Source organism: Streptosporangium nondiastaticum (assembly GCF_003011965.1).
GTDB classification, from domain to species: domain Bacteria; phylum Actinomycetota; class Actinomycetes; order Streptomycetales; family Streptomycetaceae; genus Streptomyces; species Streptomyces nondiastaticus.
Window position 1 is genome coordinate 1 of the sequence record NZ_PXWG01000166.1, and the last position, 13,965, is coordinate 13,965.

Consider the following 13,965-nt stretch of genomic DNA (forward strand, 5'->3'; position numbering starts at 1 on the left):
CCACGCGACCGTGCCGCGGGCCCGGGCCGCGGCCAGCGCGCGGACCGCGGACCCGTTCGCCGTCTGCGCCACCTGGCGGTGCGTACGGGCGTCCCACTCCCGTACGGTCCCGTCCTCGCCCGCCGACAGCAGCCGCTTCCCGCCGGGCAGCCAGGCCACGGCCAAGGCGCGCTTGCGATGGCCGGTCAGCCGCCCGGCGTACGGCAGCGCCTGCGTGCTCAGCACCGCGCTGGCCGCGGCCGCCGTGTGGGCGTCGCGCCACGCGCCCGTCGCGAGCAGCATCGCCTCCTCGGGGCGGGGCGCACCGCCCGCGACGGCGCGGAAGGCCAGCTCCTGCGAGTGGGCCACGTGCCGCTCGGCCTCCGCCCGCAGGCTCTGGTGCACCGCCGTCGCCCCGCCCGCCAGCGTGAGCACCAGCAGGACGGCCAGGGACACCAGCAGCCGGTGCAGCCGCCGCGCCCGGCGGTGCTCGGTCTCCTGCTCGGCCGCCGCCAGCGCGGTCGCCGCCTCCAGGAACGCCCGCTCGGTCCGGCCCACGGCCGCGAGCGGATGCCCGGCCACTTCGCGGGCGGCCACCAGCCTGCTGCCCCGCGGCAGCAGCGCCGGGTCGCGCCCCTCCGCTTCCCACTGCCCGGCCGCGGCGCCCAGCTGCTGCAGGCCGTGCAGCGCCGCGGCGTCGGCCTCGATCCACCCGTGCAGGCGCGGCCATGCCCGCAGCACCGCCTCGTGGGCCAGCGTCACCCGGTCGGCGTCGACGGACAGCAGCCGCGCCCGGGTGAAGGCCTCCACGACCTCCAGCGCCGCCCCCGCCTGCGCGCCCAGGTCCTGCGACAGCCGCTCCTGCGACACCCTACGGCGCGCCGACCGCCCGTCCTGGTCGACCCGGACCAGCTGCAGCAGGACGGCCCGCGCGGCCTCCCGGCAGCCGGGGGACAGCCGCCCGTACGCCCGCTCCGCCGTCGCCGCGACCGCCCCGGCGATCCCGCCCGCCTGCTGGTAGCCCTCGACCGTCAGCAGCCGGCCGCGGCGCCGCTGCCACGTCGCCAGCAGGGCGTGGGACAGCAGCGGCAGCGCACCGGGCTCGTAACCGCCGCCGTTCTCCCCGCCGTTCTCCCCGAGGCCGTCGCCGCCCGCCCCCAGGTCACGCAGGATCAGCTCGGCCAGGCCCGGCTCCAGCTCCAGGCCCACCGCCAGGGCCGGCCGCACCACGGCGTCCCGCAGCTCCTGCGCCCGCATCGGCTCCAGGGGCAGCTGCCCCGCCCGCAGCGCGGCCGCCAGCTCGGGGAAGGCCAGGCACCTGCCGTAGAAGTCGGCCCGCATGCCCAGGACCACCAGCGCCGCGGAGCCGCCCCGGCCGCCGGCGGGCTGCGGGCCCGTCGCCAGCGCGTGCACCACGCGGACGAAATCCGCGCGCTCCCGGGGGTCCGGGCACAGCGTGAACCAACAAGCCGCAGGTGAAGACCCCCAAGACCTTCCCCGGCGCCGAGCAGGAGGGCGAGCGCCTGCAGAAGGTGCTGGCCCGTGCCGGCATGGGCTCGCGCCGTGCCTGCGAAGAGCTGATCGAGATGGCCCGCGTCGAGGTCAACGGCCGGATCGTCACCGAGCAGGGCCTGCGGGTCGACCCCGAGAAGGACGAGATCAAGGTCGACGGCCTGACCGTCGCCACCCAGTCCTACCTGTTCTTCGCCCTCAACAAGCCGGCCGGCGTCGTCTCCACCATGGAGGACCCCGACGGCCGCCAGTGCCTCGGCGACTACGTCACCAACCGCGAGACCCGGCTCTTCCACGTCGGCCGCCTCGACACGGAGACCGAGGGCATCATCCTGCTCACCAACCACGGCGAGCTGGCCCACCGGCTGACGCACCCGCGGTACGGCGTGCAGAAGACCTACCTCGCCGCCATCACGGGCCCGCTGCCGCGCGACATCGGCAAGCAGCTCAAGAACGGCATCGAGCTGGAGGACGGGTACGCCCGCGCGGACAACTTCCGCGTCATCCAGCAGACCGGCAAGAACTACCTGGTGGAGGTCACCCTCCACGAGGGCCGCAAGCACATCGTGCGGCGCATGCTCGCCGAGGCGGGCTTCCCCGTCGAGAAGCTCGTCCGCACCGCGTTCGGCCCGATCTCCCTGGGCGACCAGAAGTCGGGCTGGCTGCGCCGCCTGACGAACACGGAGGTCGGCATGCTGATGCGCGAGGTCGACCTCTAAGCGGTCGGGATCGCGGCTCGCCGCGGCGGCGTGCGGAGCGCCGCGGCGAGGTCGTCGCCCACCAGGGGCGCGGCGTCCGCCTAGCCCGCCGAGGCGCGGCGCACGCGTATCAGGAAGTCCTCCACGCGCGCCCGGTCCGGCTCCTCGGGCAACGGGCTCGTGCGGGCCGCCTCGGCGGCTTCCTCGGTGAGGCGGTTCAGCCACGCCTCCGCCTCCCGCCAGGGAACCTCGCCCCGCCGCACGGCGAGCAGCGGTTCGCGCAGGTCGCCGACGTCGAGCACGAGCGACCCCGTGCGCAGCAGGTCGCGGCCGCTGATCAGCAGCCGCAGCGCGTGCATGACGGGCTTCCACCGCCGCGGCGTGCCGTGCGCCCGGACGTCCGCCGCGAACTTCTTGCACTGGTCCGCCGCGTAGCCCGCGTACGTCCGGTGGACCCGGCGGGAGAGGAACGCCTCCCGCAGGGCCAGCAGCTCGCGCCCGGTGGCGTCGGCGTGTTCGACGAGGGGGGAGTGCAGGCACTCCAGGATGTTCGGGTTGCCCCGCAGCGCCAGCTCGCAGAACCGTTCCAGCTCCCAGGAGAACTGCTCCTCGGCCGGCCCCTCCACGTGCGGCGGCGGCTTATCGAAGCCCCAGAACAGCGGCGTGGGCGCCACGTACACGCCGCGCCGGTCCGTGTCACTGCCTTCCCTGGCCAGCCCGAAGGCGCGCGAGCCCATCACGCACGCGTAGACGGTGTGCTCGGTGACCAGCGCGACCGGGGGCACGGACAGCCTCACGACCACACCGCCAGGCCCGTCGCCCGGCCGTCCTCGTCGCGCTCGATCTCCATCATCCCCTCGACCGCGTCGCGGTTGATGCGGCCGAAGACGTGCGGGAAGCGCGTGGCGGGGTCGACGCCCGGCGGCGGGGCCGGGTCGGCCGCCTCCCAGCGGACCAGGACGTCCAGCTTGTGCTCATCGATCAGGAGGACCATCAGCGGACCGCGCACGTCCCTGTAGAAGGCCGTGGCCACGGCGAGCGTCGTCTCCTCGTCGGGCGAGCAGTGGACGAAGCCGTCCTCGGAGAGGGAGGCGGGGGAGTACGGGCGGTCGGGCACGGCCAGCCAGTCGTCCAGGGGCACCACGTGGTAGATCATGTGCATGGTTGTACCGGACGCGGGCCCGGCAGTCCCGCAGGGCGCCCGCCCCGCCCGGCCGGAGGAGCGGCTGGATAGGCTGGCCGGGCCCGCCCTCCGTCACGCTCCACGCACCCGCAAGGACTCCCCGTGAGAACCGCCCTCGTCATCGGCACCGGACTGATCGGCACCTCCGCCGCGCTCGCCCTCGCGGGCCGCGGGGTCCACGTCCACCTCAGGGACCACGACCCGGACGCGGCGCGGACGGCCGCGGCCCGGGGCGCCGGGACGGACCAGGCCCCCGAGGGCCCGGTCGACCTCGTGATCGTCTCCGTGCCGCCGGCGCACGTCGCGGCCACGCTCGCCGCGGCGATCCGGGACGGCCTCGGCCGCGGCTACATCGACGTCGCGAGCGTCAAGGGCGGCCCGCGCCGCGAGCTGGAGGCGCTCGGCGCCGACCTCTCCGGCTACCTCGGCACGCACCCGATGGCCGGCCGTGAGCGCTCCGGCCCCATGGCCGCCACGGCCGACCTCTTCGAGGGCCGCCCCTGGGTGCTCACGCCCACCCGCGACACCGACACCGAGGTCCTCAACCTCGCCCTCGAACTCGTCGCGCTGTGCCGCGCCGTGCCCGTCGTCATGGACGCCGACGACCACGACCGGGCCGTCGCCCTCGTCTCGCACACCCCGCACCTGCTCTCCAGCATGGTCGCCGCCCGCCTGCGGGACGCGGACGAGACCGCCGTGCGGCTGTGCGGCCAGGGCATCCGCGACGTGACCCGGATCGCCGCGTCCGATCCCAGGCTGTGGGTCGAGATCCTCTCCGCCAACCCCGGCCCCGTCGCCGAGATCCTCGCCGCCGTCGCCGCCGACCTGGACGAGACGGTGCGGGCCCTGCGCGCGCTGGAGGCCGCGGACGACGACAAGCGGGAGGAGGGCGCGGCCGGTCTGGAGGACGTCCTGCGGCGCGGCAACGCGGGCCGCAGCCGGGTGCCCGGCAAGCACGGGGCGGCTCCGGCCGCGTACGAGACGGTCACCGTCCTCATCGGCGACCAGCCGGGCGAGCTCGCCCGCATCTTCGCCGACGCGGGCCGGGCCGGCGTGAACATCGAGGACGTCCGCATCGAGCACGCGACGGGGCAGCAGGCGGGCCTGATCCAGCTCATGGTCGAGCCGGGCGCGGTCGCGTCCCTGACCGCGACCCTCCGTGACCAGGGCTGGTCACTGCGCCAGTAGCGAGGGGCGCGGGCCCGCGGGGCCGATGCCGCTCCCGCGAGCCAGTAACCTTGTCGGAGGCTGGTATGAGCCGCCCGTTCCCCACCCCGTGCACAAGGAAGGTGTCTGACACCGTGGAAACCGCCGCCCGGACCGCTCCGGCAGCAGTCATCGTCGGCATCGACGGCCCCTCCGGCACGGGCAAGTCCAGCACGTCCAAGGCCGTCGCGGCCAAGCTCGGCCTGCGCTACCTGGACACGGGCGCGCAGTACCGCGCGATCACCTGGTGGATGCTGAGCAACGGCATCGACGTGAACGACGCGGCCGCCGTCGCCGAGGCCGCGGGCAAGCCCGAGATCGTCTCCGGCACCGACCCGTCCGCGCCGACCATCACGGTCGACGGCGCCGACGCCGCGGGCCCGATCCGCACCCAGGAGGTCACCTCCGCGGTCAGCGCCGTCAGCGCCGTCCCGGAGGTGCGCACGCGCCTGACCGAGCTGCAGCGGACGATCGCCGCCGAGGCCCCGGCCGGCATCGTCGTCGAGGGCCGCGACATCGGCACGACGGTGCTGCCCGACGCCGACCTCAAGATCTTCCTGACGGCGTCCGCCGAGGCCCGTGCGGCCCGCCGCAGCGGCGAGCTGAAGGGCAAGGAGGCCGCCGACCTGGCGGCCACCCGGGCCGCCCTGGTCAAGCGGGACGCCGCCGACTCCGGCCGCAAGACCTCGCCGCTGGCCAAGGCCGGCGACGCGGTCGAGGTGGACACCACGGAGCTCACGCTGGAGCAGGTCATCGAGTGCGTGGTGACCCTTGTCGAGGAGCGCCGGGCGGCGTGACCGCTTCCCTGGGGGGTGCCGCCGTCGGGAGGCGGATCGGCATAGGCCTGATGTACGGGCTGTGGAAGCCGCGCGTGCTGGGCGCCTGGCGGGTGCCCGCCGCGGGGCCGGTCATCCTGGCCGTGAACCACTCCCACAACATCGACGGCCCGATGCTCATGGGCACCGCGCCCCGGCCGGTGCACTTCCTGATCAAGAAGGAGGCGTTCGTCGGCCCCCTCGGCCCGTTCCTGGAAGGGATCGGCCAGCTGAAGGTGGACCGGTCGAGCGCCGACCGCACCGCGATCACCGAGGCGCTGGGCGTCCTGGAGCGCGGCGGGGTCCTGGGGATCTTCCCCGAGGGCACCCGGGGCGAGGGCGACTTCGCCTCGCTGCGCGCCGGCCTCGCCTACTTCGCGGTGCGCTCCGGCGCGCCGATCGTGCCCGTGGCGGTGCTCGGCAGCGCCGAGCGCAGGGGGCGCCTCGTGCGCGGCCTGCCGCCGTTGCGCAGCCGGGTCGACGTCGTCTTCGGGGACGCCTTCGAGGCGGGCGACGGCAGCGGCCGGCGCACGCGCAAGGCGCTGGACGAGGCGACCGTCCGGATCCAGCAGCGGCTGGGCGCGCACCTGGCGGACGCCAAGCGGCTGACCGGCCGCTGAACGAGACTTAGTAGCGGACCCGCGGGTCCGCCGACCATACGAACGAGGAACGGACTTCATGAACGACCAGATCCACGGCGACGAGCACGGTGAGCTTGGCGACGCCGAGTACGCGGAGTTCATGGAGCTCGCGGCGCAGGAGGGCTTCGAGGCCGACGAGGTCGAGGGCGCCCTGGGCGAGGCCGGTCACGGCCCGCTGCCCGTGCTCGCCGTCGTCGGCCGCCCGAACGTCGGCAAGTCGACGCTCGTGAACCGCATCATCGGCCGCCGCGAGGCGGTCGTCGAGGACCGCCCGGGCGTCACCCGCGACCGCGTCACGTACGAGGCCGAGTGGGCGGGCCGCCGCTTCAAGGTCGTCGACACCGGCGGCTGGGAGCAGGACGTCCTCGGCATCGACGCGTCCGTCGCCGCCCAGGCCGAGTACGCGATCGACGCCGCCGACGCGGTCGTCTTCGTCGTGGACGCCACGGTCGGCGCGACCGACACCGACGAGGCCGTCGTCAAGCTGCTGCGCCGGGCCGGCAAGCCCGTCGTGCTGTGCGCCAACAAGGTCGACGGCCCGTCCGGCGAGGCCGACGCGGCGATGCTGTGGTCGCTGGGCCTCGGCGAGCCGATGCCGGTCTCCGCGCTGCACGGCCGCGGCACCGGCGACATGCTGGACGAGGTCCTCAAGGCCCTGCCCGACGCCCCGGCCCAGCGCTTCGGCACCGCGGTCGGCGGCCCGCGCCGCATCGCCCTGATCGGCCGCCCGAACGTCGGCAAGTCCTCCCTGCTCAACAAGGTGGCGGGCGAGGAGCGCGTCGTCGTCAACGAGCTGGCCGGCACCACCCGCGACCCGGTCGACGAGCTGATCGAGCTCGGCGGCGTGACCTGGAAGTTCGTGGACACCGCGGGCATCCGCAAGCGCGTCCACCTCCAGGAGGGCGCGGACTACTACGCCTCCCTGCGCACCGCCGCCGCGGTCGAGAAGGCGGAGGTCGCGGTGATCCTGATCGACGCGAGCGAGACCATCTCCGTCCAGGACCAGCGCATCGTCACCATGGCCGTCGAGGCCGGCCGCGCGATCGTCATCGCGTACAACAAGTGGGACACGCTCGACGAGGAGCGCCGCTACTACCTCGAGCGCGAGATCGAGACCGAGTTCCAGCAGATCGCGTGGGCGCCGCGGGTCAACGTCTCGGCGCAGACCGGCCGGCACATGGAGAAGCTCGTCCCGGCGATCGAGACGGCGCTGGCGGGCTGGGAGACGCGCGTGCCGACCGGGCGGCTGAACGCCTTCCTCGGCGAGCTCGTCGCGGCCCACCCGCACCCGATCCGCGGTGGCAAGCAGCCGCGCATCCTCTTCGGCACGCAGGCGGGCACGAAGCCGCCGCGGTTCGTGCTCTTCGCCTCCGGCTTCATCGAGGCGGGCTACCGCCGCTTCGTGGAGCGCCGCCTCCGCGAGGAGTTCGGCTTCGAGGGAACGCCGATCCACATCTCGGTGCGGGTGCGCGAGAAGCGCGGCAGGAAGAAGTAGGGCGAGCGCTGCCGGGCCCCCGGCTGGGGGTCCGGGGGTGATCCCCCGGGGAAGCACAGCCGGTGCGGGTGCGCGAGAAGCGCGGCAGGAAGAAGTAGGGCGAGCGCTGCCGGGCCCCCGGCTGGGGGTCCGGGGGTCATCCCCCGGGAAAGCACAGCCGGTGCGGGTGCGGGAGAAGCGCGGCAGGAAGAAGTAAGAGACCGCGGGGGCCGCAGGGCCCCCGCAGTCTCTGCGCGCTAATAGCCGCGCATGCGGCCGTCACGCGGTGCGGGCGGCAGCGCGGGCACGTGCCCGCGCTGCCGCCCGTAGTGCGTGTCCCAGGCGGTCTGGTAGCCCGACGGGACCGGGTAGCCCAGCTGGCCCGCATAGCCCTGCTGCCCGCCGTACTGGCCGTAGCCGAGCTGTGGATGCGGACCGAAGCCCACGAACCTCAGCTCCTCCTCGCCGGAACGGTCGAAGGGGAGGGCCCGGAACGAGCGGCGGTACTCGGAGTAGAGCGCATCGTAGATCGGGGTGACCGAGACGGGATGGCTCTGCGGGGTGGTGTCGCGGGGTGGGCGCATACCGGGGATGTGGTTCGGGTACGGAATCCGCGGGGCAGGCTCGTATGAGTGCACATACGAGCCAACGAGTCCGTGGCCCGGGGGATGCGGGCCCGGCTCGTAATGGCCCGCCGGAGCGTGGCCGGCGGGGTGCACGGGGTGCACGGTGCTCGTCACGTACCGGCGAGCGGCATGGACGCGGCGACGAGCCGGCCGGCGGCCGCCGCCCGGTCGAGGGCCTCGCGCAGCAGGTCCTCCCGCGGCTGCGAGCCGATCGTGCCGACGGGCGCGGCGAAGACCAGCACCCGCTTGGTCTTGTTCACCGCGGAGCGCCACTCGGGCGCCACCTGCATCGCCTGGTGCGCCTGCCACCACGCGCTGGGCTGGGAGCCCGCGACGCCGGGCATCAGGATGGCGTGCAGTTGCCCCATGGCGAGCAGCACCGACCAGCCCGGGGTGGGCGGCGGCACCTGCTCCACGGTGGCGACGGGCGCGAAGCCCTGCTCGATCAGGAGCGGCAGGAAGACGTCGACCGGCCCGCTCGTGCCGGGGCGGGCGATCGGCCCGAGCGGCTCGACGACGAGCGCCGGGTGCAGGTCGCCCTTGATCAGCACCAGGCCGCTGGTGACGCCGAGCTCGGCCTGGACGGGCCCGTCGGGCGCGGTGGGCATCGTGGGCATGGCGGCGGGCGCCGGCAGCTGCGGCGCACCGGCCTGCTCGCCCTCGCCCTGGATGGAGCGCACGGCGCCCTGCAGCTGTTCCTCGGAGACCGCGACGACCTGGGAGGGGATGCAGGCGGCGTGCGCGAAGGCGAGCACGGCCGTCTCCTCGCCGACGAAGAGCACGGTGCTCGTCCGCTCCCGGTCCGTGTCGCCCGGTGTGCGGCAGGACGTGCAGTCGTAGCTGCCCGGGGCGGTGACGCCGCCCAGCAGTCGTTCGGCCTCTTCGTCGCCGATCTCGGCGCGGACGTCGTCACTGACGTCGAGCATGCGCGGCACGGGTGGCTCCTAGATATCGGTGCGTATCACACGGGGGTTCCCGGTTCGTAAGAGCACAACGGGCGATCCGCGGCGGGGGTCACGCGTAACGAGTTGGCGATCGGGGCCAACCTCCCGGCCCGTACCACGGTCTAATCTTCCGGTAGGCGGGCTGGAAGGAACGTCCGCGGCAACCGGCTGGGGACGAATGCACATCTCATTCCTTATTCACAACGCGTACGGCATCGGCGGGACGATCCGGACCACGTTCAACCTCGCGAGCACCCTCGCCGAGCAGCACGACGTGGAGGTCGTGTCCGTCTTCCGCCACCGGGAGGAGCCGGTCTTCTCGCCCGGCGGGAAGGTGCGCCTGCGCCACCTGGTCGACCTGCGCAAGGGCACGCCGGGCTACGAGGGCGACGACCCGGAGTACGAGCGGCCCGCCACGGTCTTCCCCGCCGCCGAGGGCCGCTACAAGCAGTACAGCGCCCTGACCGACCGGCGGATCGCCGAGCACCTGCGCACCCTGGACAGCGACGTGGTCGTCGGCACCCGCCCCGGCCTCAACGTGCACATCGCCCAGCAGGCCCGCCGCGGCCCGGTCCGGGTCGGCCAGGAGCACCTGACGCTGAGCACCCACTCCCAGCCGCTCAAGCTGACGCTGCGCACGCACTACCCGCGGCTGGACGCCGTCACCACCGTGACCGAGGCCGACGCCGCGACGTACCGCAAGCTGATGCGGCTGCCCGGCGTGCGGGTGGAGGCCGTGCCCAACAGCATCCCCGCCCCGGCCGTGGCCCCGGCCGACGGCACCGGCAAGTGGGTGGTCGCCGCCGGCCGGCTGGCCCCCGCCAAGCGCTACGACGTGCTGATCCGCGCCTTCGAGAAGGTCGTGGCCGAGCGCCCCGACTGGAAGCTGCGGATCTACGGCGCGGGCGCCGAGCGCGCCAAGCTGCGCGCCCTCATCGACAAGCGCGGCCTCTACAACCACGTCTTCCTCATGGGCCCCGCCAACCCCCTGGACCCCGAGTGGGTCAAGGGCTCCATCGGTGCCGTCACCTCCAGCCTGGAGTCGTTCGGCATGACGATCGTCGAGGCGATGCGCTGCGGCCTGCCGGTGGTCTCCACCGACTGCCCGCACGGCCCCGGCGAGATCATCGACGACGGCGTGGACGGCCTGCTGGTGCCGGTCGGCAAGGTCGACAAGATCGCCGCCGGCCTGCTGAAGCTGATCAACGACGACGAGCTGCGGCAGCGCATGGGCCGGGCGGCGCTCGCGAGCTCCGCCCGCTTCGACCCGGCCGAGGTCGCCGGCCGCTACGAGCGGCTCTTCGGCGACCTGGCGGCCCGCGGCGCGCTGCGCGGCTCGCTGCACCGCACCCGCGGTGCGCTGCTCAGCAGCGCGTTCAGGACCACGGACGCGAGCCGCTCCGCCCTGCGCCGGGTGCGTGCCGCATGACGCCCGAGCACCGCCGTAAACCCTCCGCGAACGCCGCCGGTCCCGGCGGCTCCACCACCCCCGAGGAGAGCACCATCGTGTCTGCCCCGGCACCGCCGCGCGCCGACTGCATCGCGGACTCCGCGGGCGGGCTCACCTTCGACCTCGACGCCCCCGGCTCCGGCGCCGACCTCAGCGAACCGGGCCACTGGACCGCCGCGCTGGTCCTGCGCCGCCGCGGCGACGACGAGGCCGAGGAGGTCCGCCTGCCGCTCGCGCCCGACGGCGAGGGCCGGCTGCGCGCCGTGCTGCCCAGCACCGTCGCGCTGCCCGAAGGCCGCTGGGACGTCTACGCCGCCTTCGCCGACGCCGAGCCCCGCCGCCTCGTGCCGGGCCTCGCCGACCTCAGATCGCTGGTCGACCGCAGACCCGGGCCGAGCACCTCGCCGCTCGCGGTCCGCATCCCGTACGCGACCAAGCACGGCAACCTCTCGCTGCGCAGCTGGCTGCGGGCCCCGCACGCCGAGGCCGGCGACCTGCACCCGGACGCCTCGGGGCTGACCGCCCACGGCCGCCTGCACCGCGTCGCGGACCCGGCCGGCTGGCTCGCGGGCGCCGTCGTGGAGGCCCGCTGCCGCCGCGCGCCCGACCTCGTCGTCACGGCTCCGGTGACGCAGGAGAAGTCGGCGGACGACGCCCCCGCCGAGGACGGCGGCCAGGACTTCTCCTTCACCTTGGACTACGCCCGGCTCGCCGCGGAGTGGCGGGGCGGCCTGGACGTCTGGGACCTGTGGCTGTGCCCGGCGGACGGCTCGGCGCCGGCCCGGCTCGCCCGCCTCCTCGACGACATCGCCGACAAGCAGCAGATCTTCGTCTACCCCGCGCTGCCCGTCGACGCCGAGTACGCGCCCGCCCAGGCCGGCCCGTACTACACGGCCGACAACGACCTGGCGGTCCGGATCGAGGAGCGCCCGCCCGTCGCGGGCTGATCCGCAGGAGACCGCAGGGCCCGCCCCGGGCGCCGCTCACGACGGCCGGGGCACGCGACGGCCGGGGCCCCGGCGGTCAGGGCGCGGCCGCCCCGGGCGCTTCCGCCGTCTGCGGGGCGGCGGCCCGGGCCACCTCGGGGTGGTGCAGGTCGAAGGCGGGTGACTCGGAGCGGATCCGGGGGAGTGCCACGAAGTTGTGCCGGGGCGGCGGGCAGGACGTCGCCCACTCCAGCGAGCGCCCGTAGCCCCAGGGGTCGTCGACGCCGACGGGCTTGCCGTACCTGGCGGTCTTCCAGACGTTGTAGAAGAACGGCAGGTTGGACAGGCCCAGCAGGAACGCGCCGATCGTGGACACGGTGTTGAGGGCCGTGAAGCCGTCGGCCGCGAGGTAGTCGGCGTAGCGGCGGGGCATGCCCTGGGCGCCCAGCCAGTGCTGGACGAGGAACGTGAGGTGGAAGCCGAGGAACAGCGTCCAGAAGTGGACCTTCCCCAGCCGCTCCTCCAGCATCTTGCCCGTGAGCTTCGGCCACCAGAAGTAGAAGCCCGCGAACGTCGCGAACACCACCGTCCCGAACACCACGTAGTGGAAGTGCGCGACGACGAAGTAGGTGTCCGTCACGTGGAAGTCCAGCGGCGGCGACGCGAGGATCACCCCGGTCAGACCGCCGAAGAGGAAGCTCACCAGGAACCCGACGGCCCACAGCATCGGCGCCTCGAACGACAGCGAGCCGTGCAGCATCGTGCCGATCCAGTTGAAGAACTTCACGCCGGTCGGCACGGCGATGAGGAACGACATGAAGGAGAAGAAGGGCAGCAGCACCGCCCCGGTGGCGAACATGTGGTGCGCCCAGACCACCAGTGACAGGGCCGTGATGGCCATGGTGGCGCCGATGAGCGACAGATAGCCGAAGATCGGCTTCCGGGAGAACACCGGGATGATCTCGCTGATGATGCCGAAGAACGGCAGCGCGATGATGTAGACCTCGGGGTGGCCGAAGAACCAGAACAGGTGCTGCCACAGCAGCGCCCCGCCGCTCGCGGAGTCGAAGACCAGGGACGAGAACCGCCGGTCCGCCTCCAGCACCAGCAGCGACGCCGCCAGGACGGGGAAGGCCAGCAGGATCAGGACCGAGGTGAAGAGCACGTTCCAGGTGAAGACGGGCATCCGGAACATCGTCATCCCGGGGGCGCGCATCCCGATGATGGTGGTCAGGAAGTTCACCGCGCCGAGGATCGTGCCGAAGCCGGAGAGCGCCAGCCCCATGATCCACATGTCGGTGCCGATGCCGGGGGAGCGGACCATGCTGTTCAGCGGGGCGTAGCCGGTCCAGCCGAAGGTGGCGCCGCCCTGCGGCATCAGCAGGCTGGACACCACGATCAGGCCGCCGAAGAGGTACAGCCAGTACGCGAACATGTTGAGCCGCGGGAAGGCCACGTCCGGCGAGCCGATCTGCAGCGGCATGATCGCGTTGGCGAAGCCGGCGAAGGCCGGGGTGGCGAAGAGCAGCAGCATGATCGTGCCGTGGGCCGTGAAGGCCTCGTTGAACGATTCATTGGTCATGAACTGCAGCCCCGGCCGGGCCAGCTCGGCGCGCATCAGCATCGCCAGCAGGCCGCCCGCCAGGAAGAAGGCGAACGAGGTGATCAGGTAGAGGTTGCCGATGGTCTTGTGGTCGGTGGTCGTGAGCCAGCCGATGACGAGCCTGCCGGGCCGGCGCTCCCGCACCGGGCCGGTGGTCGCCTGCGCGGTGTCCGTCCCCATCTGCGCTCCCTCGATCGCTCGGTCGTGCACCTCGACGGGCTTGCGGGCTCCCGCCATGATGCTCGTCCCGCGCCCGGCGCGCGAGGGTGCCTCGGATTCGGAATTAGTTATTCCGGATACTTCCGGACCGCATCATTCCCATGACCGTGAACACGGATCCGCAATATCCGACGGGTCCCTTGTGTACTCATTCGGGCCCCCGTCCGCGGGTTTTCCGGGAGGGCCCGGAAAAGGAGCCGTGCATTTCCCGCCCACGCTTTGTGAAGACGCCCCGCCCGACGCGGAAAACCCCGTAGGGGTGAAACATTCCGCGGCAAACCACACCGCGTTCTCTGTGACAGAAGTGTGACCGCCGGGGCACGGCGGCGGCATGCCGGCGTGCTGCCGAGCCGCCCGCTACCCGCCCGCTTCCGCTTCCGCCCGGCGGCGGGAGCGGCCTACGGTGACGGGCATGGCACCTCTACCGCACCTCCCCGCCGACCCCGACGACGACCTCACCGCCTACGTGGGCCTGCGCGCCGCGGCCGCGGCCGAGCGGGCCCGCGCCCGCGGCTGGGCCACCGTGCGCACCCTCGCCCCGGGCGCGATCGTCACCATGGAGTACATGGCCGGCCGGCTGAACTTCGAGGCCGAGGACGGCGTCGTGAGGCGCTGCTGGAAGGGATGACCGGCGGCGCACGGACGACGGCGGCCCCGGAACCTCCGCGGAGGTTCCGGGGCCGCCGTCG

The 13,965-nt window shown here is 73.7% G+C and carries 14 protein-coding genes; 8 read left to right on the forward strand and 6 right to left on the reverse strand.

The features are described 5' to 3' along the window. Positions 1 to 1,434: WD40 repeat domain-containing protein (locus B7P34_RS31980; RefSeq protein ID WP_353620285.1), on the reverse strand; the 1,434-nt coding region annotated here is incomplete at its 3' end. Between the two features lie 20 nt (positions 1,435 to 1,454). On the opposite strand from B7P34_RS31980, the gene B7P34_RS31985 reads away from it, so the two are divergent. Beyond that, positions 1,455 to 2,210: a pseudouridine synthase gene (locus B7P34_RS31985; protein WP_223268433.1), complete on the forward strand. Its 756-nt coding sequence runs from the start codon at positions 1,455 to 1,457 to the stop codon at positions 2,208 to 2,210. 80 nt (positions 2,211 to 2,290) lie between these two features. Here B7P34_RS31985 and B7P34_RS31990 read toward each other — a convergent pair whose 3' ends face one another. Next, positions 2,291 to 2,986, reverse strand: coding sequence for a nucleotidyltransferase domain-containing protein (locus B7P34_RS31990; protein ID WP_223268434.1), 696 nt, complete (start codon positions 2,984 to 2,986; stop codon positions 2,291 to 2,293). Beyond that, positions 2,983 to 3,345: a DUF952 domain-containing protein gene (locus B7P34_RS31995; protein ID WP_106681694.1), complete on the reverse strand. Its 363-nt coding sequence runs from the start codon at positions 3,343 to 3,345 to the stop codon at positions 2,983 to 2,985. The genes B7P34_RS31990 and B7P34_RS31995 overlap by 4 nt, the downstream gene beginning before the upstream one ends. Positions 3,346 to 3,474: 129 nt before the next feature. Here B7P34_RS31995 and B7P34_RS32000 point away from each other — a divergent pair, with 129 nt between their 5' ends. The 4 genes from B7P34_RS32000 (at position 3,475) to der (ending at position 7,529) form a co-directional block, all read left to right on the forward strand. Beyond that, positions 3,475 to 4,560 (forward strand): prephenate dehydrogenase, encoded by a 1,086-nt coding sequence (locus B7P34_RS32000; RefSeq protein WP_106681686.1) that lies wholly within the window; start codon positions 3,475 to 3,477, stop codon positions 4,558 to 4,560. A gap of 113 nt (positions 4,561 to 4,673) precedes the next feature. Next, a complete protein-coding gene (gene cmk, locus B7P34_RS32005; RefSeq protein ID WP_223268435.1) occupies positions 4,674 to 5,375 on the forward strand; it encodes a (d)CMP kinase in 702 nt (233 codons plus the stop codon). Beyond that, positions 5,372 to 6,013: a lysophospholipid acyltransferase family protein gene (locus tag B7P34_RS32010; protein ID WP_106681688.1), complete on the forward strand. Its 642-nt coding sequence runs from the start codon at positions 5,372 to 5,374 to the stop codon at positions 6,011 to 6,013. Before cmk ends, B7P34_RS32010 begins: the two co-directional genes overlap by 4 nt. Before the next feature lie 58 nt (positions 6,014 to 6,071). Beyond that, a complete protein-coding gene (gene der / locus B7P34_RS32015) occupies positions 6,072 to 7,529 on the forward strand; it encodes a ribosome biogenesis GTPase Der (RefSeq protein ID WP_106681689.1) in 1,458 nt (485 codons plus the stop codon). A 236-nt stretch (positions 7,530 to 7,765) separates the two neighbouring features. Here der and B7P34_RS32020 read toward each other — a convergent pair whose 3' ends face one another. Next, positions 7,766 to 8,092 (reverse strand): hypothetical protein, encoded by a 327-nt coding sequence (locus B7P34_RS32020; RefSeq protein WP_223268436.1) that lies wholly within the window; start codon positions 8,090 to 8,092, stop codon positions 7,766 to 7,768. 152 nt (positions 8,093 to 8,244) lie between these two features. Continuing rightward, a complete protein-coding gene (locus tag B7P34_RS32025; protein WP_189383220.1) occupies positions 8,245 to 9,069 on the reverse strand; it encodes a hypothetical protein in 825 nt (274 codons plus the stop codon). Positions 9,070 to 9,256: 187 nt separating this feature from the next. Here B7P34_RS32025 and B7P34_RS32030 point away from each other — a divergent pair, with 187 nt between their 5' ends. Both B7P34_RS32030 and B7P34_RS32035 read left to right on the forward strand, forming a co-directional pair. Continuing rightward, the gene (locus B7P34_RS32030; RefSeq protein WP_106681691.1) at positions 9,257 to 10,507 is read left to right on the forward strand and encodes a glycosyltransferase family 4 protein; all 1,251 of its coding nucleotides are present in this window, start codon (positions 9,257 to 9,259) and stop codon (positions 10,505 to 10,507) included. Continuing rightward, on the forward strand, positions 10,504 to 11,475 hold the full coding sequence (locus B7P34_RS32035) for a hypothetical protein (protein ID WP_223268437.1): 972 nt from the start codon (positions 10,504 to 10,506) through the stop codon (positions 11,473 to 11,475). The genes B7P34_RS32030 and B7P34_RS32035 overlap by 4 nt, the downstream gene beginning before the upstream one ends. A gap of 76 nt (positions 11,476 to 11,551) precedes the next feature. Here B7P34_RS32035 and ctaD read toward each other — a convergent pair whose 3' ends face one another. Beyond that, on the reverse strand, positions 11,552 to 13,237 hold the full coding sequence (gene ctaD, locus B7P34_RS32040) for an aa3-type cytochrome oxidase subunit I (protein WP_106681697.1): 1,686 nt from the start codon (positions 13,235 to 13,237) through the stop codon (positions 11,552 to 11,554). A gap of 451 nt (positions 13,238 to 13,688) precedes the next feature. On the opposite strand from ctaD, the gene B7P34_RS32045 reads away from it, so the two are divergent. Further along, positions 13,689 to 13,904 (forward strand): I78 family peptidase inhibitor, encoded by a 216-nt coding sequence (locus B7P34_RS32045; RefSeq protein ID WP_106681692.1) that lies wholly within the window; start codon positions 13,689 to 13,691, stop codon positions 13,902 to 13,904. The last annotated feature ends 61 nt before the right edge of the window (positions 13,905 to 13,965 follow it).

What these genes read in the sequence shown, in the direction of transcription:
- B7P34_RS31995 (WP_106681694.1), bottom strand. Translation starts at nt 3,345, where the DNA reads ATGATCTACCACGTGGTGCCCCTGGACGACTGGCTGGCCGTGCCCGAC.
- der (WP_106681689.1), top strand. Translation starts at nt 6,072, where the DNA reads ATGAACGACCAGATCCACGGCGACGAGCACGGTGAGCTTGGCGACGCC.
- B7P34_RS32020 (WP_223268436.1), bottom strand. Translation starts at nt 8,092, where the DNA reads ATGCGCCCACCCCGCGACACCACCCCGCAGAGCCATCCCGTCTCGGTC.
- B7P34_RS32030 (WP_106681691.1), top strand. Translation starts at nt 9,257, where the DNA reads ATGCACATCTCATTCCTTATTCACAACGCGTACGGCATCGGCGGGACG.
- B7P34_RS32035 (WP_223268437.1), top strand. Translation starts at nt 10,504, where the DNA reads ATGACGCCCGAGCACCGCCGTAAACCCTCCGCGAACGCCGCCGGTCCC.
- ctaD (WP_106681697.1), bottom strand. Translation starts at nt 13,237, where the DNA reads ATGGGGACGGACACCGCGCAGGCGACCACCGGCCCGGTGCGGGAGCGC.
- B7P34_RS32045 (WP_106681692.1), top strand. Translation starts at nt 13,689, where the DNA reads ATGGCACCTCTACCGCACCTCCCCGCCGACCCCGACGACGACCTCACC.